This window comes from Pseudomonas sp. MOIL14HWK12:I2 (assembly GCF_000510745.1).
GTDB classification, from domain to species: Bacteria; Pseudomonadota; Gammaproteobacteria; order Pseudomonadales; family Pseudomonadaceae; genus Chryseomonas; species Chryseomonas oryzihabitans.
Genome location: NZ_AZOA01000003.1, coordinates 199,845 through 222,520, shown reverse-complemented (window position 1 = coordinate 222,520; position 22,676 = coordinate 199,845). Strand labels below are relative to the sequence as shown.

At 63.3% G+C, this 22,676-nt stretch carries 18 protein-coding genes; 15 read left to right on the top strand and 3 right to left on the bottom strand.

The annotated features are described in order from the left end of the window. Positions 1-3: 3 nt before the first annotated feature. The 4 genes from PSK12I2_RS0101085 to PSK12I2_RS0101065 all read left to right on the top strand — a co-directional run bounded on the left by PSK12I2_RS0101085 (position 4) and on the right by PSK12I2_RS0101065 (position 6,556). On the top strand, positions 4-2,001 hold the full coding sequence (locus tag PSK12I2_RS0101085; protein ID WP_027596963.1) for a CHASE2 domain-containing protein: 1,998 nt from the start codon (positions 4-6) through the stop codon (positions 1,999-2,001). Between the two features lie 389 nt (positions 2,002-2,390). Then, positions 2,391-4,796 carry a TonB-dependent siderophore receptor gene (locus PSK12I2_RS0101075; protein ID WP_027596962.1) on the top strand — a complete coding sequence of 802 codons (2,406 nt, stop codon included), beginning with the start codon at positions 2,391-2,393 and terminating at the stop codon, positions 4,794-4,796. 92 nt (positions 4,797-4,888) lie between these two features. Beyond that, positions 4,889-5,389 (top strand): GNAT family N-acetyltransferase, encoded by a 501-nt coding sequence (locus PSK12I2_RS0101070; RefSeq protein ID WP_027596961.1) that lies wholly within the window; start codon positions 4,889-4,891, stop codon positions 5,387-5,389. A 102-nt stretch (positions 5,390-5,491) separates the two neighbouring features. Further along, positions 5,492-6,556: a 5-methyltetrahydropteroyltriglutamate--homocysteine methyltransferase gene (locus PSK12I2_RS0101065; RefSeq protein WP_027596960.1), complete on the top strand. Its 1,065-nt coding sequence runs from the start codon at positions 5,492-5,494 to the stop codon at positions 6,554-6,556. Position 6,557: 1 nt separating this feature from the next. Here the strand turns inward: PSK12I2_RS0101065 and PSK12I2_RS0101060 are convergent, their stop codons facing one another. Further along, on the bottom strand, positions 6,558-7,187 hold the full coding sequence (locus PSK12I2_RS0101060) for a LysE family translocator (protein ID WP_027596959.1): 630 nt from the start codon (positions 7,185-7,187) through the stop codon (positions 6,558-6,560). Between the two features lie 49 nt (positions 7,188-7,236). After that, on the bottom strand, positions 7,237-8,055 hold the full coding sequence (locus PSK12I2_RS0101055) for a pyruvate, water dikinase regulatory protein (RefSeq protein ID WP_007159264.1): 819 nt from the start codon (positions 8,053-8,055) through the stop codon (positions 7,237-7,239). Positions 8,056-8,181: 126 nt separating this feature from the next. Between PSK12I2_RS0101055 and ppsA the strand changes: the two genes are divergently transcribed. The 6 genes from ppsA to PSK12I2_RS0101025 all read left to right on the top strand — a co-directional run bounded on the left by ppsA (position 8,182) and on the right by PSK12I2_RS0101025 (position 14,639). Then, the gene (gene ppsA, locus PSK12I2_RS0101050) at positions 8,182-10,551 is read left to right on the top strand and encodes a phosphoenolpyruvate synthase (RefSeq protein WP_007159263.1); all 2,370 of its coding nucleotides are present in this window, start codon (positions 8,182-8,184) and stop codon (positions 10,549-10,551) included. Between the two features lie 153 nt (positions 10,552-10,704). Then, positions 10,705-11,706, top strand: coding sequence for a zinc transporter ZntB (locus PSK12I2_RS0101045; protein ID WP_027596958.1), 1,002 nt, complete (start codon positions 10,705-10,707; stop codon positions 11,704-11,706). A gap of 48 nt (positions 11,707-11,754) precedes the next feature. After that, entirely contained in the window at positions 11,755-12,018 is a 264-nt protein-coding gene (locus PSK12I2_RS0101040) for a hypothetical protein (protein WP_007159261.1), read from the top strand. Beyond that, the gene (locus PSK12I2_RS0101035) at positions 12,019-12,843 is read left to right on the top strand and encodes a mechanosensitive ion channel domain-containing protein (RefSeq protein ID WP_027596957.1); all 825 of its coding nucleotides are present in this window, start codon (positions 12,019-12,021) and stop codon (positions 12,841-12,843) included. Between the two features lie 55 nt (positions 12,844-12,898). After that, positions 12,899-13,483, top strand: a complete 585-nt coding sequence (gene sigX / locus PSK12I2_RS0101030; protein ID WP_007159259.1) for an RNA polymerase sigma factor SigX — start codon at positions 12,899-12,901, stop codon at positions 13,481-13,483. 100 nt (positions 13,484-13,583) lie between these two features. Beyond that, the gene (locus PSK12I2_RS0101025) at positions 13,584-14,639 is read left to right on the top strand and encodes an OmpA family protein (RefSeq protein WP_007159258.1); all 1,056 of its coding nucleotides are present in this window, start codon (positions 13,584-13,586) and stop codon (positions 14,637-14,639) included. A gap of 136 nt (positions 14,640-14,775) precedes the next feature. Here PSK12I2_RS0101025 and gltA read toward each other — a convergent pair whose 3' ends face one another. Further along, positions 14,776-16,056, bottom strand: a complete 1,281-nt coding sequence (gene gltA, locus PSK12I2_RS0101020; RefSeq protein WP_027596956.1) for a citrate synthase — start codon at positions 16,054-16,056, stop codon at positions 14,776-14,778. 347 nt (positions 16,057-16,403) lie between these two features. On the opposite strand from gltA, the gene sdhC reads away from it, so the two are divergent. The 5 genes from sdhC to PSK12I2_RS0100995 all read left to right on the top strand — a co-directional run bounded on the left by sdhC (position 16,404) and on the right by PSK12I2_RS0100995 (position 22,661). Further along, entirely contained in the window at positions 16,404-16,790 is a 387-nt protein-coding gene (gene sdhC / locus PSK12I2_RS23535) for a succinate dehydrogenase, cytochrome b556 subunit (RefSeq protein WP_026083585.1), read from the top strand. Then, complete coding sequence (gene sdhD / locus PSK12I2_RS0101010) at positions 16,784-17,152, top strand: succinate dehydrogenase, hydrophobic membrane anchor protein (RefSeq protein ID WP_027596955.1); 369 nt, start codon at positions 16,784-16,786, stop codon at positions 17,150-17,152. Before sdhC ends, sdhD begins: the two co-directional genes overlap by 7 nt. 3 nt (positions 17,153-17,155) lie before the next feature. Continuing rightward, a complete protein-coding gene (gene sdhA, locus PSK12I2_RS0101005) occupies positions 17,156-18,928 on the top strand; it encodes a succinate dehydrogenase flavoprotein subunit (protein ID WP_027596954.1) in 1,773 nt (590 codons plus the stop codon). Positions 18,929-18,939: 11 nt separating this feature from the next. Further along, positions 18,940-19,644 (top strand): succinate dehydrogenase iron-sulfur subunit, encoded by a 705-nt coding sequence (locus tag PSK12I2_RS0101000; RefSeq protein ID WP_007159253.1) that lies wholly within the window; start codon positions 18,940-18,942, stop codon positions 19,642-19,644. A gap of 185 nt (positions 19,645-19,829) precedes the next feature. Continuing rightward, positions 19,830-22,661 carry a 2-oxoglutarate dehydrogenase E1 component gene (locus PSK12I2_RS0100995; RefSeq protein ID WP_027596953.1) on the top strand — a complete coding sequence of 944 codons (2,832 nt, stop codon included), beginning with the start codon at positions 19,830-19,832 and terminating at the stop codon, positions 22,659-22,661. The last annotated feature ends 15 nt before the right edge of the window (positions 22,662-22,676 follow it).

Here is a 22,676-nt window from a genome sequence, read left to right as displayed (position 1 = left end):
GGCATGAATTCCGTTGCGACCCTGCTGCGCCGGCGCGCGCCCTGGATGTTCCTGGTCAGCCTTGGCCTGTCGCTGGCCTTCGGCCTCGCCGCGCTGTTGCAATGGACGCCACTGCAGTACCTGGATCGCCTGGCCTACGACCAGCTCAGCCGCCTGGCGGCCAGCAACGAGGACGCCCGCGACGTCCAGGTGGTCAGCATCGACGAGGCCAGCCTGGCGGCGCTGGGGCAGTGGCCCTGGCCGCGCTATCGGGTTGCCCAGCTGCTTTCCCGGATCGCCGAGGCCGAGCCGGCGGCGATCGCCGTGGACGTCCTGTTCAGCGAGCCGGACCGTACCTCGCTCAAGGCCCTGCAACAGAGTTTCCAGGACGACTTCGGCATGCACCTGAGCTTTTCCGGTGTGCCGCCGGAGTTGCAGGACAACGACGGCTATCTCGGTTACGTCATGGGGCAGACGGGCGCCGTCGGCGCCCATTTCTTTTTCCTCGATCTGCAGCAACCCGTCGCTGCCGCGCTGCGGCCAGGGGTGGGCTTCAGCGGCGCCCTCGACGCCCTCAGGCTGCCCAAGGCCAGCGGCGCGCTGGACAGTGTGGCCCCCATCGCCAGCCAGACGCGCTTCAGCGGCTTCATCAACAGCCAGCGTGACAGCGACGGCATCCTGCGACGCGTGCCCCTGCTGCTCAGCTATCAGGGCATCATCCATCCGAGTCTGGCGCTGGCCGCCACCCTGCGCGCCCTGGGGCTGAACGAGGGCGTGGTGGAGACCGGCCTGACGGGTCCGATGCTGCGGCTTGGCGACCGCCGCCTGCCGCTCGATCGCGAAGGCCAGGCGCTGCTGCGGCTGCACAGCGCCGCCGAACACTATCCGGAGGTCTCGGCCCTGGCGGTGCTCAGCGGCGCGGTGGCACCGGCCACGCTCAAGGGCAAGGTGGTCTTCGTCGGCGTCTCGGCTGCAGGCTTCAACGACCTGCACGCCACGGCGCTGGGGCAGACCTTTTCCGGCGTCAGGCTGCAGGCGGCCCTGACCCAGGACCTGCTGGACGATGCCCTGGTCCGAATCCCGCAATTCGCCGGCGTGCTGCAACTGGCGTTGTGTCTGCTTGGCGGTCTGCTGCTGTCCGCCGGCTTCTTCTTCAACCGCAGCCAGCGGCGCTTCGTCCTCCTGGCGGCGGCGTCGATCGTCCTGCCGCAGCTGCTGGGCGCCTGGCTGTTCGTTCGCCATGACGTCTTCCTGCCGCTGGCCGCACCCCTGGTGCTGGTAGGGCTGCTCACGGCCCTGGCGCTGGTCACGCGGATCGTGCTGGCGCGCCAGCACGAAGAGCGCTGGCGCCGGCAACTGGAACGCTCGCGCCAGGTCACCATCGAGTCCATGGCGGCGGTGGCCGAAACCCGGGATCCCGAGACCGGCGCTCATATCAAGCGCACCCAGCACTATGTTCGCGCCATCGCCGAGGAGCTGCGCCGTGCCGGCCAGGCGCCGGAATTGCTCACGCCAGACTACATCAAGCTGCTGTTCCTGTCCGCGCCCCTGCACGACATCGGCAAGGTCGGTGTGCCGGATGCCATCCTGCTCAAGCCCGGGCGGCTGACGCCGGAGGAGATGCAGGTGATGCAGCGGCATGCCGAATTCGGTCGGCAGATCATCCTCAGCACCGCCAGCCATCTGGAGGATGACAACTTCCTCGCCCTGGCTGCCGAGATCGCCAGCACCCACCACGAGAAGTGGGATGGCAGCGGCTATCCCAACGGGCTGTCCGGTACCGGCATCCCGCTGGCGGGGCGGATCATGGCGGTGGCCGATATCTACGACGCCCTGATCAGCCGGCGCTGCTACAAGGAGCCGTTCAGCCACGAAGACTCGTTGCAGATGATGCGCGAGATGCGCGGCAGCACCTTCGATCCCCTAGTGCTCGACGCCTTCCTGGCCATCGAACCGCAGATCTGCGCCATCGCCCAGCGCTTTCACGATGAAGGGGTGGGAGGGACCCGGCGCCTGGTTTGACCCCTTCCTCTTCCTGCCGCCTGGCTCCTCGATTCCTGGTGCCTTCTCCCTCTCGCCGGCATCCAACTCGTCCTCCGGCTGGTTTGCCTACTGCTGCACAAGGCGGGGAGGGCAGCCGCTCATTTCTTGAAACATTCCCTCGAAAATCGCCGAATCAGAGCGATGGAAGGCTGGCGTCTGCAAATCCCCGTCCTTGACGGCTTCGCGCGGGCAAAGCATAAGTTTGCGGTCGCTTATGATATTAATTTGCATTTACAGATGCATCCAGGTTGCATAGCCTGCGTTCCGCCGCGCAAGACGGCATCGGATACCGGTCCCTGGAAAATCTCCAGCGAGTCCTTACGTGGGGTACGGACGGGTCGGTGTTTCCCTAGAGGACGACCAACGACATGCAGCTCTTCTCCCTTCGCCTCATCGCGCTTTCCGTCTCCCTGGGCGTGGCGACCCTCGCCCAGGCCGCTCCCGTGGCGTTGTCGCAACCGGCGCAGCCGCTGGCCGATGCCTTGCAGAGCTTCGCGCGCGCCAGTGGCCTCCAGGTGAACTACGATCCCGCCGCCCTGGTGGGCAAGCGGGCACCGGCACTGGCGGGGCGGATGGAGCCGGATGTCGCCTTGCAGCGCCTGCTGGCGGGCAGCGGCCTGGCGGCCTCGGTCAGCGGCTCGGTCGCGACCGTCGCCCCGGTGGCCACCCAGGCCGCTGCCGGCAGCGTGGCCCTGGATACCACCACCATCAGCGCGGACGATGGCTCCCTGACGGGTCGGACGACCACCGAAGGGACCCGCTCCTACACCACCGGCGCCATGAGCACCTCCACCGGCCTGCCGCTGTCCATCCGCGAAACGCCCCAGTCGGTGAGCGTCATCACCCGGCAGCGCATGGAAGACCAGGGCATGACCGATCTCAACGATGTGGTCCGCTACGCCCCGGGCGTGACGCTGAACAAGTTCGGCGGCGACCGCCAGGAATTCCTCTCCCGCGGCTTCCGCATCGACAACATCATGTACGACGGCCTGCCCACCACGGCCGGGACCTTCACCCTCGACACCCTGTCCTCGGCCGACCTGTCCATCTACGACCGGGTGGAGGTGGTGCGTGGCGCCACCGGCCTGATGACCGGCGCCGGCGATCCTTCGGCCACCCTCAATCTGGTGCGCAAGCGCCCGACCGCCTTTCCCCAGGTCAGCGTCACCACCAGCGCCGGCAGCTGGGACCGCTACCGTACCGAGGTCGACGCCTCCAACAAGCTCAATGAAGCCGGCACCCTGCGCGGTCGCGCCGTGGCCGCCTACGAAGACGGCAACAGCTTCCAGGACGTACGCGAGCGCAAGCGCCAGACCTTCTATGGCGTCCTCGAAGCCGATCTCAGCGACACCACCACCTGGACCATCGGCGCGTCCAAGCAGCGCGAAGACAAGACCTCCGACTGGGGCAGCCTGCCCAGCGGCCCTAATGGGGAAGATCTGCACCTGTCGCGCTCCACCTTCCTGAGCGGCGATTGGGCTTACTGGGATCAGGACACCTACACCCTGTTCTCCGACATCACCCACACCTTCGACAACGGCTGGAAGGCCAAGCTGGCGGCGCAAAAGTCGTGGGCCGAATCCGATACCTTTTCCAATTATGTGACAGCTTTCCCGTATACATCTGTCAGCGATCTCGGCACCGCGTCGGGTGCCTATGTGACCGATGTTGATCAGACCAACGTAGACCTCTCGCTAAGTGGTCCCATCACTTTGCTGGGGCGGGAGCACCAGTTGATGACTGGTCTCAGTCGGCGTGAAGACAAGTTCTATCAACGTGGCGGTTATTCCGGCGTTACTCCGGTCGACATTTACAACTTTCAGCCTGGCAGCATAGTCAAGCCGGACAAAGGCAGCCTTTCGCCTTATGCCAGCAAGAACACCACCACGGAGGAAGCGGTATACGCCGCGGCGCGTTTCAATCCACTCGACCCACTGCACGTCATTATTGGCGGTCGGATAAGCTGGTTTGACTACTCAGGGTATATCGCAGGTAGCAATTACAGGACTGATACCGATTACAAGGCGACGCGCGAAGTCACGCCCTATGCCGGCATCGTCTACGACCTGAACGACATCTATTCGGTCTATGCTAGCTACACCGGGATCTTCAAGCCACAGAGCGAACAGGGTAGCGGGGGCTCAGTGCTGGCGCCGACGAAAGGCAAAAGCTATGAGGTAGGAGTAAAAGGTGCTTATCTCGACGGTGCATTGAATGCCTCTGTTGCACTGTTCGAAACTATCCAGGAAGGCCGAGCCTATCAACTGACCCCTCAGCCACAAGAGTGTCAAGAGCAGAGTCGTACTTGTTATGACTCCGCTGGTGAAGTCCGCAGTCGCGGCATTGATGCGGAAATATCTGGCCAACTGGCACCTAATTGGCAGGCGTCTGCAGCCTATACTTTAGTACTGAGCGAATTCACGAAAGACGTTACCTACGAAGACCGCCGCTTCGCACCTGAGCAGCCCAAGCACCTGTTCAAGGCTGCTACTAGCTACCAGTTGACCGGTAACCTGAGCAAATGGCGCATCGGTGCCGATTTGCTAGCCCAGAGCGAGACCTTCAAACGGGTGGGTAACGGTGAAGCAAAGCAAGATAGTTACTCCGTGGTTGGCTTGATGGCGGGCTATCGCTTCAATGACCACTGGGATGGCCGTGTCAACTTTAACAATGTCTTCGACGAAAGATACTGGCAAGGCCTCTCTAACGGCACAGGCATGGGCACCTACGGCGATCCCCGCAACGTCATGCTCAGCCTGAAGTGGACCCTCTGATCCAGCTATCGGCTTAGCCGCTCCTAGCGTCGCCCTTGTCCGGGCCCCCGGACCTGGGCGAAGCTGCGGACTTCCGCCAAGGAGTGCCGCCCATGTCCAGTTCCACCGTCCACCTGGAACGCTATGCCGACCGCCATGCCGAGGGCCTCGCTGCCCTCTATGGCGATCCGGCCGTGGCGCGGCAGGTGCTGCAGCTACCCTATCAGAGCGCCGAACAATGGCGGCAGCGTCTGAGCGGCGAACGCGAAGGGCGGATAGGACTGGTCGCCCTGCAGCAGGGGCGGGTGGTGGGCAGCGCCAGTCTCGAACAGCAGCAGCGCATTCGCCGCCAGCACTGTGGCGCCCTCGGCATGGGCGTGGCCCGGGATTGCCAGGGGCAGGGCATAGGCACCCGGCTGCTGACGGCGCTGCTCGACCTCGCCGACAACTGGATGAATCTGCAGCGGGTCGAGTTGACCGTCTTCAGCGACAACGAGCCGGCCCTGGCGCTCTATCGCAAGCTGGGTTTCGAAGAGGAAGGGCTGCTGCGTCGCTATGCCCTGCGCGATGGGGTGTTCGTCGACGCCTACAGCATGGCGCGCTTCAAACCCTGATCGCGGTGTATGAGAGAAACTTGAGTTCATCACAAGAAACCTGAGTTTGTTTCATGGTTCATGCGCGACGACAATCTCCATCCTGTCAGGTGGAGGTGTGCAATGGTCAAGATTCATTCCCAGGGTTCCGCGCGGCGCGCGCAACAGGGTGACGCGTCCCTGGCGACGCTGGCGTCTCTCGACGATTGCGACCGGACCGCCCTGATCGCCCAGGGGCGCCAGCAGCGTCAGCAGGCTTGGCGCGCCCAGCAGGCCGCGGGTTGTGAGTGGCTCGCGGTAGGCGACTTCGGCTGGGGCGATCGGGTTCTGGCGCATTCGTATCTGGTCGGCGCCGCCGCTCGCACCGAGGCGGAAGACGATCATCTATTCGCCGGTCCCTGTCAGGTCCCGGTATTCACCTCGGACCAGTCCTTTGCCATCGGCTGGGAGCAGCTGTTCGACGAGGTCGCCGAGGCCCAGGCGCTCGGTCTGGTGGCCAAGCCGGTGATCCTCGGACCCCTGAGCTATCTATGGCTCGGTCGCTCGCTCGATCCGGCCTTCGACCGCCTCGAATTGCTGGAAGCGCTGCTACCGGTCTATGGCGAGATATTCGCGCGGTTGGCCGCCCAGGGCGTGGAATGGGTCCAGCTCGATGAGCCTCTGCTGACGCTGGAACTGCCGCTGGCCTGGCGCACCGCCTTCGAGAGGGCCTACAACCTGCTGCAACGCGAACCGCTGAAGAAGCTGCTGGGTGTGCGTCAGGGCGAGTTGCTCGACAACCTGGGGCTGGCTGCCGGTCTGCCGGTGGAGGGGCTGCATGTCGACTGGCCGCGGTCGGTCCAGGCCCAGCAGGGGCTGCTCGATCGGCTGCCGGCCTACAAGACGCTGTCGCTGGGTCTGGTGGAAGACACCGAAGCCGGGCAGATCGGCCAGCAGCGGCGGCTGCAATTCGCCCGTCAGGTCGGCGAGCGCTTGCAGGAACGCCTCTGGCTGTCGCCCGCGGCCTTTTCCGGAGCTGTCGACACGGCCCAGGCCGCGGCACTGACGGCCGAATTCAACACCCTGGTGCGAACCGCACGCCAGGCCGGGGTGGACACGTCGCTAGCGCCCAGGGAACAGCCCTGGTCGGCGATCGAAGCGGCCCTGGCCAAGCTGGGCGCCGCCCAGTCCGGTCTGGTGTCGTCCTGAATCAGCGGTGGGCGGTCAGCAACAGACCGCCTGCGCCGGCAAAGAAGGCCCCGGTGGCCTGATTGAGCCGGCGCACCCCACGGGGTCCGCGGATGAAGCGGCGGATCTGGCGGCCGAACAGGCCATAGATCACGGCCGCGACCAGCTCCGCGAACAGATGGGTGCCACCCAGGTAGACGAATTGCTGGGTCGTCGGCTGAGTGGGATCGATGAACTGCGGAAAGACCGCGGCGAACAGCAGGATCGCCTTGGGATTGCTGATGCCGATGAGGAATTCCTGCAGCATCAGCCGGTGCAGCGCCCGCGGTTGCGCCGCGCCGGTCTCGGCCAGGTCCAGGCCGTCGAAGGCCCGGCTGCGCCAGCTCTTCACGCCCAGGTAGAGCAGGTAGAGCGCGCCGACCCACTTGATGACGGTAAAGGCCGTCTCCGAAGCCAGCAGCATGGCGCCCAGGCCCACCGCCGAAATCACCAGGAAGATCACGAAGGCCACGTCGCGCCCCAGGGCTGCCAGTCCCGCCGTCACCGCGCCATGGCGGATGCCGTTGCCGAGCGAGCAGAAGTTGTTGGGGCCGGGGGTCAGGGCGATGAGCAGGGCGACCGGAAAGAACAGCAGGGCATCGACGAGGTTCATGGCGGTCGCCTGGTGCGCCGCACGGGCGCCGAAGAGGAGGGGAGGCCGACTATTTAAACCGTCTTTCCACGCCTTTCTCCACCAGAATCTTCGCCGAGATTTCCTCCACGGAAAAATGCGTGGTGTTGATGAAGGAGATGTTCTCGCGACGGAACAGACTCTCCACCTCGCGCAGTTCGAATTCGCACTGGGCAAAGCTCGCATAGCGACTGTTGGGCCGACGCTCGTGACGGATCGCCGCCAGGCGCTCGGCATCGATGGTCAGGCCGAACAGCTTGTCCTTATAGGTCTTCAGCGAGGCGGGCAGCTGCAGGCGCTCCATGTCCTCTTCGGTCAGCGGATAGTTCGCCGCGCGGATGCCGTATTGCAGCGCCATATAGAGGCAGGTCGGCGTCTTGCCGCAGCGCGAGACCCCGACCAGGATCAGATCGGCCTGCGCATAGTGGGTCGTGCGGGCGCCGTCGTCGTTTTCGAGTGCGAAATTGACGGCCTCGATCCGCTCCATGTAGTGACTATTGTGCATGATCGAATGTGACTTCCCTACCGAATACGAAGATTCGGCGGAAAGTTCCCTTTCGAGCGGGGATAAAAACGTGGAGAAGATGTCGATCATGAACCCGTTCGACTGGTCCAGAATGGCCCGGATGTCACGGTTGACGATGGTATCGAAGATGATGGGTCGCGCACCGTCCTGGACGGCGGCGGCATTGATCTGCTGTACCATCGCCCTGGCCTTGTCCAGCGTATCCACGTAGGGGCGCGTGACCTTTCTGAAGGTGATGTCCCCGAACTGGGCCAGGAGGCTCTGACCGAGGGTTTCGGCCGTGATGCCGGTACCGTCGGAAATGAAAAAGGCGGTTCGTTGCATGGAGGGACGTCCTGGTGGCGTACGGGGCAGGGATCGCTGCACTGTAACCTACCGCCGTCCACTGTCCATGGGGCGAGCGCCGAGGCGTACTGCTTTCCCACAAAGACACAAGATGGAGAGAAGACCTTGGACGAGTATGTAATTTCACTGGAACAGCTTGGCGTGCACGACGTCGAGCGCGTGGGCGGCAAGAACGCATCCCTCGGCGAGATGATCGCCAACCTGGCCGGCGCGGGCGTCTCCGTACCCGGCGGGTTCGCCACCACGGCCCAGGCCTATCGCGACTTCCTCGAGCAGAGCGGCCTGAACGATCGCATTCACGCGGCCCTCGACGCGCTGGATGTCGACGACGTCGTCGCCCTGGCCAAGACCGGCGCCCAGATCCGCCAGTGGGTCATGGACGCGCCTTTCCCCGAGCGCCTGGACGCCGAGATTCGCCGGGCCTTCGCCGAGATCTCGGCGGGCAACCCCAATCTCGCCGTGGCCGTACGCTCCTCGGCGACCGCCGAAGACCTGCCCGATGCCTCCTTTGCCGGCCAGCAGGAAACCTTCCTCAACATCCGCGGCGTCGACAACGTCATTCGCGCGGCCAAGGAAGTCTTCGCCTCCCTCTTCAATGACCGCGCCATCGCCTACCGCGTCCACCAGGGCTTCGATCACAAGCTGGTCGCCCTGTCCGCCGGCGTGCAGCGCATGGTGCGTTCCGAAACCGGCGCCGCCGGCGTGCTCTTTACCCTGGACACCGAATCCGGCTTCCGCGACGCGGTCTTCGTCACCGCCGCCTACGGTCTCGGCGAGACCGTGGTGCAGGGCGCGGTCAACCCGGACGAATTCTATGTTCACAAGCCCACCCTGGAAGCCGGTCGCCCGGCCATCCTCAGGCGCAATCTGGGCAGCAAGGCCATCAAGATGGTCTATGGCGAAGAAGCCAAGGCCGGTCGCTCCGTGCGCACCGTCGATGTCGAGCCGGCGGATCGCGCGCGTTTCTCCATCACCGACGCCGAGGTCACCGAACTGGCCAAGCAGGCGCTGATCATCGAGCGCCACTATGGTCGCCCGATGGACATTGAGTGGGCCAAGGACGGTGACGACGGCAAGCTCTACATCGTCCAGGCCCGTCCCGAGACCGTGAAGAGCCGCGCCAGCGCCACCGTCATGGAGCGCTACCTGCTCAAGGACAAGGGCCAGGTGCTGGTGGAAGGCCGCGCCATCGGCCAGCGCATCGGCGCCGGCAAGGTCAAGATCATCCGCGACGTCAGCGAGATGGATCGCGTCCAGCCCGGTGACGTACTGGTCTCCGACATGACCGATCCCGACTGGGAGCCGGTGATGAAGCGCGCCAGCGCCATCGTCACCAACCGCGGCGGTCGTACCTGCCACGCCGCCATCATCGCCCGCGAGCTGGGCATTCCGGCGGTGGTCGGCTGCGGCAACGCCACCAGCCTGCTCAAGGATGGCCAGACCGTCACCGTCTCCTGCGCCGAGGGCGACACCGGCCTGATCTACGAAGGCGAGCTGGACTTCGACATCCGCCAGAGCTCGGTGGATGCCATGCCCGAGCTGCCGTTCAAGATCATGATGAACGTCGGCAACCCCGACCGTGCCTTCGACTTCGCCCAGCTGCCCAACGCCGGCGTGGGTCTGGCGCGCCTGGAATTCATCATCAACCGCATGATCGGCGTGCACCCCAAGGCGCTGCTCAACTACGACAGCCTGCCCTTCGAGGTTAAGGAGAGCGTCGACAAGCGCATCGCCGGCTACTCGGATCCGGTCGGCTTCTATGTCGAGAAGCTGGTGGAGGGGGTCTCCACCCTGGCCGCCGCCTTCTGGCCGAAAAAGGTCATCGTGCGCCTGTCGGACTTCAAGTCCAACGAATACGCCAACCTCATCGGCGGCAAGCTTTACGAACCCGAGGAAGAGAACCCCATGCTGGGCTTCCGCGGCGCTTCCCGCTACATCAGCGAGAACTTCCGCGACTGCTTCGAGCTGGAATGCCGCGCCATGAAAAAGGTGCGCGAGGAGATGGGCCTGACCAACGTCGAGCTCATGGTGCCCTTCGTGCGCACCCTGGACGAGGCGGCGCGGGTGGTCGAGCTGCTTGGCGAGAACGGTCTCAAGCGCGGCGAGAACGACCTGCGCGTGATCATGATGTGCGAACTGCCCTCCAACGCCCTGCTGGCGGACGAATTCCTCGAGCACTTTGACGGCTTCTCCATCGGCTCCAACGACCTGACCCAGCTCACCCTGGGCCTGGATCGCGACTCCGGCATCATCGCCCACCTGTTCGACGAGCGTAATCCGGCGGTCAAGAAGCTGCTGGCCAATGCCATCGCCGCCTGCAACCGGGCCGGCAAGTACATCGGCATCTGCGGCCAGGGTCCTTCGGATCATCCGGATCTGGCCAAGTGGCTGATGGAACAGGGCATCGAGAGCGTCTCGCTCAACCCCGACTCCGTGCTCGACACCTGGTTCTTCCTGGCCGAAGGCAACGCCTGAGGCCAGGGATCGCCCCGCCGGCCAGCGGCGGGGTGATCCTTTCCAGGATTAATCCCTCTCATTCCCCACGAAGGTAGCGCCTGCGCCCTGTCTCGGGCCACCTTCGCCGGATCGCCTGGCCACCGTGGTCGCGATCCCTGCAAGAGACCCCAGATGCAGCAGTACGACAGCGATGTGGAACAAGGCCTCATCTATGGCTATCTCCTCGATGGTCGCGGTGGCGGACGACGCCTGAGTCGTCGCGAGCTGGCGGAGGTGGAGCCGAGCCCGAGCGAGGTGCTCTGGCTGCACTGGGACCGTAGCGTCCCCGAAGCTCAGGCCTGGCTCCGCCAATCCAGCGGCCTGAGCGAATTCGCCTGTGACCTGCTGCTGGAAGAGGCGACCCGCCCGCGCCTAGTCAATCAGCCCGACGACAGCCTGCTGCTGTTCCTGCGCGGGGTGAATCTGAATCCCGGCGCCGTGCCCGAGGACATGGTGTCGCTGCGGGTCTTCGTCGACAAACGCCGGGTGATCTCCCTGCGCATGCGACCCATGAAGGCCGCTGCCGAGGTCCAGGAAGACCTGGAGGCGGGCATCGGTGCCCAGAGTGCCGAAGACCTGGTGCTCTACCTCGCCAGCTACATGACCAGTCGGGTCGACGACCTGGTACGTGGTCTCTCCGATCAGCTCGACGGCCTCGAGGAACAGGTCGACCAGGACGAGGGCGGCCTGCCCGATCACGCCCAGGTGCTGACCCTCCGGCGCCGCGCGACCGGGCTGCGCCGGTACCTGGCTCCGCAGCGTGACATCTATGGCGATCTCGCCCGCGGCAAGCCCGCCTGGTTCGTCGAGGCGGCCAGCCAGGGCTACTGGAGCGAATTGCACAACAGCCTGGTGCGCAACCTGGAAGAACTCGAGGTGATGCGCGAGCGGGTCGCGCTGCTGCAGGACGCCGAGCAGCGGGCGACCACCGACAAGACCAATCGCACCCTCTATCTGTTGGCCATCATCACCGGCTTCTTCCTGCCCATCAGCTTCATCACCGGTCTGCTCGGGATGAACATGGGCGGCATGCCGGGTTCGTCATCCGCCTTCGGCTTCGTGGCCGCCTGCCTGGTGATCGGCGCGGTGGCGGTCTTCCAGGTCTGGCTGTTCCGTCGACTGCGCTGGCTGTGACCCGTCCCCACCTCGCTGCGTCAAGAGGAAACGACCAGCGAGGTGCTTATGCACGATCCCTTCGAAGCGTCCCTCAAGGCGCTCCTCAATACCCCGGCCAATGCTCAGGACGAGGAGGGCGACGACCAGGCCCGCTTGCATCGCGTGCTCAAGACCGCCAACCGTCAGGTTGGCGCGGGCGCACTGTTCGATCTGATCGGGCGGCACTGGGCCTCGGCGCTGCTGCTGGCACTGGGCAACGGTGCCCCTCACCTGAAGCCGCGCACGCGCCGTACCGCGCGTCGCGAATCTCTCCCGGAGATCCTGAAGTAGATGGAATTCGATATCTGGACCCAGAGTCTGCTGTCCGCCATGACCACCCTGTGGAGCAAGGTGGCCGGCTTCATTCCCAACGTCTTCGGCGCCCTTGTGGTGATCCTCGCCGGCTTCGCCGTCGCCAAGATTCTCGACACCGTGCTGTCGAAGGTACTCGCCAAGCTCGGCCTGGATCGCGTCCTCGCCGGAGCCGGGGTGACCAAGCAACTGGCCAAGATCGGTATCCGCATGCCGGTCACCACCCTGATCGGCCGGATCGTCTATTGGTTCGTCCTGCTGGTGTTCTTGGTCTCGGCCGCCGAGTCCCTGGGGCTGCAGCGCGTGTCCTCGACCCTGGACGTCATGGCGCTTTATGTGCCCAAGATCTTTGGTGCCGCCCTGGTGCTCATCGTTGGCGTGCTGCTGGCGCAACTGGTCAGCGGTCTGGTGCATGGCGCCGCCGAAGGCGTCGGCCTGGATTACGCGGCCGGCCTGGGGCGCTTGGCCCAGGGACTGGTCATCATCATTTCGATCTCGGTCGCGGTCGGTCAGCTGGAGATCAAGACCGAACTGCTGAACCTGGTCATCGCCATCGTGCTCACCGCCTTCGCCCTGGCGGCGGCCCTGGCCCTGGGGCTCGGCAGCCGTGGGCTGGTGTCGCAGATCCTGGCCGGCATCTATGTGCGCGAGCTCTATGAAGTCGGCCAGTGGGTGACCCTGGCGGACGTCGAAGGCGAGATTGAGGAGATCGGCACCGCCAAGACTCTCATCATGACCGAAGAGGGCGATATCGTTTCGGTTCCGAACCGTCTATTGCTGGAGGCCCAGGTGCGCAGCCGCTGACAGGCGACGCGGAGATGGCTATCATGCCCGCCACTTTTTGGTAGCCAACTCCGTCTTGAACAAGCCTGCCCCTCATGCCTACGACCCGACCACGCTCAGTGACGAAGAGCTGGTCCAGCGCGCGCATGGTGAACTCTTCCACGTGACGCGAGCCTACGAAGAACTGATGCGCCGTTACCAGCGCACCCTGTTCAACGTCTGTGCCCGCTACCTGGGGAACGACCGGGACGCAGACGATGTCTGCCAGGAGATCATGCTGAAGGTGCTTTACGGTTTGAAGAATTTCGAGGGGAAATCGAAATTCAAGACCTGGCTGTACAGCATCACCTACAACGAGTGCATCACTCAGTACCGCAAGGAACGCCGCAAGCGGCGGCTGGTGGAGGCATTAAGTCTGGATCCGATGGAGGAAGCCTCCGAGGAAAGGGCGCCGAAGCTGGAAGAAAAGGGAGGGATGGATCGCTGGCTGGTCCATGTGGGTCAGGTCGATCGGGAGATCCTGGTGCTGCGCTTCGTCGCAGAGCTGGAGTTCCAGGAGATCGCCGACATCATGCACATGGGCCTCAGCGCCACCAAGATGCGGTACAAGCGGGCACTCGACAAACTGCGTGACAAGTTCGCAGCTGAAGTTGAGGGCTGACCGGATGTGTCAGCCGTAAGTTTTTGAACTTCACGAAAACTTGTTGTCGAAGCCTCCGGAGATTGCCGGAATTAGTACCACTAAAATGGGGATACAAAGGATGAAACTGAAGAGCACCTTGGGCGTCGTGATCGGCTCCCTGCTGGCAAGCGCCTCGCTGAGCGCCCTGGCACAAGGTCAAGGCGCCGTCGAGACCGAGCTGTTCGGCAGCCGTCTGTTCACCGACAGCCAGCGCAACATGACCAACGCTGACCTGTACGGCGGTTCCGTTGGCTACTTCCTGACCGACGACGTTGAGCTGGCGTTGTCCTACGGCGAGTACCACAACGCTCGTGGCGACCACGACCTGGGCCACAAGAACATCAAGGGCAGCCTGGCCGCTCTGGACGCCTACTACCACTTCGGTCAGCCCGGCGTCGGCCTGCGTCCGTACGTATCCGGTGGCTTCGCTCACCAGTCCATCAGCAACCGCGACATCAACGAAGGTGGTCGTGATCACTCCACCTACGCCAACCTGGGTGCCGGCCTGAAGTACTACTTCACCGAGAACCTGTATGCCCGTACCGGCGTACAAGCCAACTACAACATCGACTACGGCGACACCGAGTGGAGCGCTGCTGTAGGTGTTGGTCTGAACTTCGGTGGTTCCACCAAGAAAGAAGTCGCTCCGGCTCCGGCTCCGGCCCCCGTTGCTGACGTCTGCACCGATTCCGACAACGACGGCGTTTGCGACAACGTCGACAAGTGCCCGAACACCCCGGCCAACGTCACCGTTGACGCTACCGGCTGCCCGGCTGCCGCCGAAACCGTTCGCGTCGAGCTGGACGTGAAGTTCGATTTCGACAAGGCCGTGGTCAAGCCCAACAGCTACGCCGACATCAAGAACCTGGCTGACTTCATGCAGCAGTACCCGCAGACCTCGACCACCGTTGAAGGCCACACCGACTCCGTCGGCACCGACGCCTACAACCAGAAGCTGTCCGAGCGTCGTGCCAATGCCGTGCGTAACGTCCTGGTCAACCAGTACGGCGTGCAGGGCAGCCGCGTGAACGCTGTTGGTTACGGTGAGTCCCGCCCGGTTGCTGACAACGCCACCGAAGCCGGTCGCGCCGTCAACCGTCGCGTAGAAGCCGAAGTCGAAGCTCAGGCCAAGTAATCCGCCTGATCCAGACTCCAAAAAAGCCCGCCTAGTGCGGGCTTTTTCATGCTTGGCATTTCTTGTGCCCGACTCCAACCGGGTGCTGCAGGCATAAAAAAACCCCGCCGAGGCGGGGTTCTTCCTGGCGGATCGATCAGCCGCGATCGTCCGGGATGTCGCGCTGGGCGACGCCGGTGTACAGCTGACGCGGCCGGCCGATCTTGTAGGGACCGGACAGCATTTCCTGCCAGTGCGAGATCCAGCCGACGGTCCGCGCCATGGCGAAGATCACGGTGAACATGCTGGTTGGAATGCCGATCGCCTTGAGGATGATGCCGGAATAGAAGTCCACGTTCGGATAAAGGTTGCGCTCGACGAAGTAGGGGTCCTTGCGGGCCAGCTCTTCCAGGCGCATGGCCAGTTCCAGCTGCGGATCGTTGATGCCCAGCTCGGCCAGGACTTCGTCGCAGGTCTGCTTCATCACCGTGGCGCGCGGATCGAAGTTCTTGTAGACGCGATGGCCGAAGCCCATCAGCTTGAACGGATCGTTCTTGTCCTTGGCCTTGGCCACGAACTTGTCGATGTTGGCGACATCGCCGATCTCGTCAAGCATCTTCAGTACGGCTTCGTTGGCACCCCCGTGCGCCGGACCCCAGAGGGCGGCGATGCCGGCGGCGATACAGGCGAAGGGGTTGGCACCGGAAGAGCCGGCCAGGCGGACGGTGGAGGTGGAGGCGTTCTGCTCATGGTCGGCATGCAGGATGAAGATGCGATCCATGGCGCGGGCCAGCACCGGACTGATGGGTTTCTCCTCGCACGGGGTATTGAACATCATGTGCAGGAAGTTTTCCGAGTATCCCAGGTTATTGCGGGGATACATCATCGGCTGACCCATGGAGTACTTGTGCACCATGGCTGCCAGGGTCGGCATCTTGGCGATCAGGCGCATCGCCGAAATCTCGCGGTGCTGCGGATCGGTGATGTCCAGGGAGTCGTGGTAGAAGGCCGACAGGGCGCCGACCACGCCGCACATGATGGCCATGGGGTGCGCATCGCGACGGAAGCCGTTGAAGAAGTTCTTCAACTGCTCGTGAACCATGGTGTGGTTCTTGATGGTGTCCACGAACTGCGCCTTCTCTTGCGCGTTCGGCAATTCACCCTTGAGCAGCAGGTAACAGGTCTCGAGGTAGTCGGATTTCTCCGCCAATTGCTCGATCGGGTAGCCGCGGTGCAGCAGGATGCCCTTGTCACCATCGATATAGGTGATCTTGGACTCGCACGAGGCGGTGGACATGAAGCCCGGGTCGAAGGTGAACACACCAGTGGAGGTGAGGTTGCGAACATCGATCACGTCCGGGCCAAGGGTGCCGGACATAACGGGCAGGTCAACCGGATCCGCTCCCGAGATGATCAACTGCGCTTTCTTGTCAGCCATTAGGCCTCCTTATTTTGCTTTGAAATCATCAATAAACCCTCCACTCAGGGCCTCGCCCACTATAGAGGGATAAATTTGAAAGTCAATTTACGAAAATATCACCCTAAAGGCTCTTTCTGGGCGGATTGTGCGGCGAAAAGACATTAACACGCAGGCTTCTGAATATCAGCTGGCGACGTCGGAATCGGGCATCCGCGTTTGTCATGAGTAGGCTAACTGTCTATAATTCTCGCCCGACCGTACCGGGTCGGCGAGCTGATGCCGAGCGGTCGAGACGCCTCCGACAGGAAGCGTGTAGCAGATGTGGAATCTCCTATAACTAGCCCGACCGCAATTGGGCCCTCAGTGTGAAAGAAGCCGTGAATAGCAAACGACCTGTAAACCTAGATCTCAGGACCATCAAACTACCTATCACAGCTTATACCTCGATTCTTCACCGTATCTCCGGCGTCATCCTGTTCCTCGGCATCGCAGTCATGCTCTATGGCCTGCACCTGTCGCTGGGTAGCCCGGAAGGCTTCGGCCAAGTGAAAGCTTTTCTGGCCTATCCGCTGGTCAAGCTCGTGATCTGGGGTCTGCTGTCTGCATTGCTCTACCACCTGGTCGCCGGCATTCGGCACCTGATCATGGATGGTGGCGCCGGCGAAACCCTGCAGGGCGGCAAGCTGGGTGCGCAGCTCGTGCTGGTCATTTCCGCAGTTCTGATCATTCTGGCAGGGGTTTGGGTATGGTAACCAACGTCACCAATCTTTCGCGTTCCGGTCTCTATGACTGGATGGCTCAACGGGTCTCGGCAGTCGTCCTCGCGGTCTACTTCCTCTTTATCATCGGCTACCTGATCCTTCACCCAGGGCTCACCTTCGAGCAATGGCACGGCCTGTTCTCCCACACCCTGATGCGCATCTTCAGCCTGCTGGCGCTGGTGTCCATCTGCGTTCATGCCTGGGTTGGTATGTGGACCATCTCCACCGACTACCTGACCACCATGGCGATCGGCAAGGGTGCTACCGCCGTGCGTTTCCTCTTCCAGGCGGTATGCGGGTTCGCGATGTTCGCGTTCTTCGTCTGGGGCGTGCAGATCTTCTGGGGTGTTTGATCTATGTCCACAATTCGTCATATTTCGTTTGATGCCATCATCGTAGGTGGCGGCGGCGCCGGTATGCGCGCTGCGCTGCAACTGGCCCAGTCCGGTCACAAGACCGCAGTGATCACCAAGGTCTTCCCGACCCGTTCCCACACCGTGTCCGCCCAGGGCGGCATCACCTGCGCCATCGCCTCGGCCGACCCGAACGACGACTGGCGCTGGCACATGTACGACACCGTCAAGGGGTCGGACTACATCGGTGACCAGGACGCCATCGAATACATGTGCTCCGTAGGCCCGGAAGCGGTCTTCGAGCTCGAGCACATGGGTCTGCCGTTCTCCCGCACCGAGCAGGGCCGCATCTATCAGCGTCCCTTCGGCGGTCAGTCCAAGGACTACGGCAAGGGCGGTCAGGCCGCGCGTACCTGCGCCGCGGCCGACCGGACCGGTCACGCCCTGCTGCACACCCTTTATCAGGGCAACCTGAAGAACAACACGGTATTCCTCAACGAGTGGTACGCCGTGGATCTGGTGAAGAACCAGGACGGCGTCGTGGTCGGCGTCATCGCCATCTGCATCGAGACCGGTGAGACCGTCTACGTCAAGTCCAAGGCCACCGTGCTGGCCACCGGCGGTGCGGGTCGTATCTATGCCTCCACCACCAACGCCCTGATCAACACCGGTGACGGTGTCGGCATGGCGCTGCGCGCCGGCGTGCCGGTGCAGGACATCGAGATGTGGCAGTTCCACCCCACCGGCATCGCCGGCGCCGGGGTATTGGTCACCGAGGGTTGCCGTGGTGAGGGTGGCTATCTGATCAACAAGCACGGCGAACGCTTCATGGAGCGCTATGCGCCCAACGCCAAGGACCTGGCCGGCCGTGACGTGGTCGCCCGTTCCATGGTCAAGGAAGTGCTGGCCGGCAACGGTTGCGGTCCGGACGGCGACCACGTGCTGCTGAAGCTGGACCACCTGGGTGAAGACGTGCTGCACAGCCGTCTGCCCGGCATCTGCGAACTGTCCAAGACCTTCGCCCACGTCGATCCGGTCGTCGCACCGGTGCCCGTGATCCCCACCTGCCACTATATGATGGGCGGCATCGCCACCAACATTCATGGCCAGGCCATCACTCAGGACGCCAACGGCAACGACAAGATCATCGAAGGCCTGTTCGCCGTGGGCGAAGTGGCCTGCGTGTCCGTGCATGGTGCCAACCGTCTGGGTGGCAACTCGCTGCTGGACCTGGTGGTCTTCGGGCGTGCGGCTGGTCTGCACTTGGAGAAGGCGCTCAAGGAAGGCATCGAGCACCGCGGTGCTTCGGAAAGCGACCTGGAAGCCTCGCTGCAGCGCCTGTCCGGCGTCAACGAGCGCACCACCGGTGAAGACGTCGCCAGCCTGCGCAAGCAACTGCAGACCTGCATGCAGAACTACTTCGGGGTGTTCCGCACCGGCGAGTACATGCAGAAGGGCATCGCCGAGCTCGCCGACCTGCGTGAGCGCATCGCCAAGGTCAAGATCAACGACAAGAGCCAGGGCTTCAACACCGCCCGTATCGAGGCGCTCGAGTTGCAGAACCTGCTGGAAGTGGCCGAAGCGACCGCCATCGCCGCCGAAAACCGCAAGGAGTCTCGTGGTGCTCACGCCCGTGAAGACTTCGAAGAGCGTGACGACGAGAACTGGCTGTGCCACACCCTCTATTTCCCCGGTGAAAAGCGGGTCAGTAAGCGTGGAGTCAACTTCGCGCCCAAGACCGTACCGATGTTCGAACCCAAGGTTCGGACTTACTAAAGGTGACCACCATGTTGAAAGTCAGCGTTTATCGTTACAACCCGGATCAGGACGGCCTGCCGTCCATGCAGGAGTTCCAGGTCGATACCGGTGGGAAGGACCTCATGGTGCTGGACGTCCTGGCTCTGATCAAAGAGCAGGATGAAGGCTTCTCCTACCGTCGTTCCTGCCGCGAAGGCGTGTGCGGTTCCGACGGCATGAACATCAACGGCAAGAACGGCCTGGCGTGCATCACGCCGCTGTCGGCCGTGGTCAAGAACGACAAGCTGGTCGTGCGTCCGCTGCCCGGCCTGCCGGTCATCCGTGACCTGGTCGTCGACATGAGCATCTTCTACAAGCAGTACGAGAAGGTGAAGCCGTTCCTGCAGAACGAGACCCCGGCCCCGGCCATCGAGCGCCTGCAGAGCCCGGAAGACCGCGAGAAGATCGACGGTCTGTACGAGTGCATTCTCTGCGCCTGCTGCTCGACGTCCTGCCCGTCCTTCTGGTGGAACCCCGACAAGTTCCTCGGCCCCGCTGCGCTGCTGCAGGCCTATCGCTTCCTGGCCGACAGCCGTGACACCAAGACCCAGGAGCGCCTCGCCGCCATGGACGATCCTTTCAGCGTGTTCCGCTGCCGGTCGATCATGAACTGCGTGGCGGTCTGTCCCAAGGGGCTGAACCCGACCAAGGCCATCGGCCATGTGCGGGCGATGCTGCTGCAGAGCGGTACCTGATCCACGTCCCGCCCGGCCTGTTGTGCCGGGCGGGTTCGTTAGCGACCTTGATAGCTTGATTCAACCAATGTCCATTCAGGGATACCCGGAACACGATCCGGGCATTGGCGCAGCCGTAGTGAGGCCAGGTCTCGCGTCGAGACGGGTCATCGGCTGATGCTATCTCTGCCGAAGGGGTGAACTAGATGCACGAAAGTCAGATGCAGCAACTGTGGGACAGCGCTCACCTGTCCGGCAGTAATGCTGCCTATGTGGAAGAGCTCTATGAGCTGTTTCTGCACGATGCCAACGCTGTGCCGGAAGAGTGGCGCACCTACTTCCAGAAACTGCCTGCGGTCACTGGCAATTCGCCGGACGTCGCGCATTCCGCGATCCGCGACCATTTCGTGCTGTTGGGCAAGAACCAGCGGCGAGCTCAACCGGTCTCGGCCGGTACCGTCAGTTCCGAACACGAGAAGAAGCAGGTTGAAGTCCTGCGTCTTATCCAGGCGTTCCGTCTGCAGGGCCATCAGGCTGCCCAGCTCGACCCCCTGGGTCTGTGGAAGCGTCAGCCGCCTGCCGATCTGCTGCTCAACCACTATGGGTTGACCGACGCCGATCTGGATACCACCTTCCGTACCGGTGAATTGTTCATCGGCAAAGAGGAGGCAACTCTCCGCGAAATCAGGGATGCGCTGCAAGAGACATATTGCCGCACGGTCGGTGCAGAGTTCATGCACATCGTCGATTCCGAGGAGCGCCGCTGGTTCCTGCAGCGCCTGGAAAGCGTCCGTGGCCGCCCGCAATATTCGCCGGAAGTTCGCACCCATCTGCTGGAGCGCCTGACCGCCGCCGAGGGCCTGGAAAAGTACCTGGGCACCAAGTACCCGGGCACCAAGCGTTTTGGTCTGGAAGGGGGCGAGAGCCTGATTCCGCTGATCGACGAGATCATCCAGCGTTCCGGTTCCTATGGCGTCAAGGAGCTGGTGATCGGCATGGCCCACCGTGGCCGCCTGAACGTGCTGGTCAACACCCTGGGCAAGAACCCGCGCGATCTGTTCGACGAGTTCGAAGGCAAGAAGCTCGTCGAGCTGGGCTCCGGTGACGTCAAGTACCACCAGGGCTTTTCCTCCAACGTCATGACCCAGGGCGGCGAAGTCCACCTGGCGCTGGCGTTCAACCCCTCGCACCTGGAGATCGTCTCTCCGGTGGTGGAAGGTTCGGTGCGTGCCCGCCAGGATCGCCGCGGCGATCGCACCGGCGACAAGGTCGTACCCGTGGCTATCCACGGCGACGCCGCCTTCGCCGGCCAGGGCGTGGTCATGGAAACCTTCCAGATGTCGCAGACCCGGGCCTACAAGACCGGCGGTACCCTGCACATCGTCATCAACAACCAGGTGGGCTTCACCACCAACCGCCAGGAAGATGCGCGCTCCACCGAGTACGCCACCGACGTCGCCAAGATGATCCAGGCGCCGATCTTCCACGTGAACGGCGACGATCCCGAGGCGGTGCTATTCGTCACCCAGCTGGCGGTCGACTACCGCATGCAGTTCAAGCGTGACATCGTCATCGACCTGGTCTGCTACCGCCGTCGCGGCCACAACGAGGCCGACGAGCCGAGTGGTACCCAGCCGCTGATGTACCAGCAGATCGCCAAGCAGCGCACCACCCGCGATCTCTATGCGGATGCCCTGACCCAGGCCGGCGTCGTTACCGCCGAGCAGGTCCAGGCGCAGTTCGAAGCCTATCGTGGAGCCCTCGACGAGGGGCGTCACGTGGTGGCCAGTCTGGTCAAGGAACCCAATCGCGACCTGTTCGTCGACTGGAAGCCCTACCTGGGCCATGCCTGGACCGCGCGTCACGACACCGGCTTCGATCTCAAGACCCTGCAGGACCTGGCCAACAAGCTGCTGCAGATTCCGGAAGGGGTCGTGGTCCAGCGTCAGGTCGGCAAGATCCTCGAGGATCGGCAGAAGATGACCGCCGGCGGCCTGCCGCTGAACTGGGGCTTCGCCGAGACCATGGCCTATGCCACCCTGCTGCACGAAGGCCATCCGATCCGCATCACCGGTCAGGACGTCGGTCGTGGCACCTTCTCGCACCGTCACGCGGTGCTGCACAACCAGAAGGACGCCGTCCCCTACGTGCCCCTGCAGCACCTGGCCGAGGATCAGCCGTCGTTCGAGATCTACGATTCCTTCCTTTCTGAGGAAGCGGTGCTGGGCTTCGAATACGGCTATGCCACCACCACGCCCAATGCGCTGGTGGTCTGGGAAGCCCAGTTCGGTGACTTCGCCAACGGTGCCCAGGTCGTCATCGACCAGTTCATCACCAGCGGCGAGATCAAGTGGGGTCGTCTCTGCGGCCTGACCATGCTGCTGCCCCATGGCTACGAGGGCCAGGGTCCGGAGCACTCCTCGGCCCGTCTGGAGCGTTACCTGCAACTGTGCGCCGAGCAGAACATCCAGGTCTGCGTCCCCACCACGCCGGCACAGATCTACCACCTGCTGCGTCGCCAGGTGATCCGCCCGCTGCGCAAGCCGCTGGTAGTGCTCACGCCCAAGTCGCTGCTGCGCCACAAGCTGGCCATCTCGACCCTGGAAGACCTGGCCCATGGCTCCTTCCAGACCGTGATCAACGAGCTGGATCAGCTCGATGCCCAGCAGGTGAAGCGCCTGGTGCTGTGCAGCGGCAAGGTCTACTACGACCTGCTGGAAAAGCGCCGCAGCGAGAATCGCCAGGACATCGCCATCGTGCGTCTGGAGCAGCTCTATCCGTTCCCGGAGGACGATCTGGCCGAGGTACTGGCCGGCTATCCGAACCTCGAGCGCGTGGTCTGGTGCCAGGAAGAGCCGATGAACCAGGGCGCCTGGTACTGCAGCCAGCATCACATGCGCCGCGCCGTGTCCGGTTACAAGCAGGGCCTGGGTCTGGAATACGCCGGTCGCGATGCGTCCGCCGCGCCGGCCTGCGGCTATGCCTCCATGCACGCCGAGCAGCAGGAAAAACTGCTGCAAGATGCTTTCTCCGTTTGATTCGCCACGCGACTA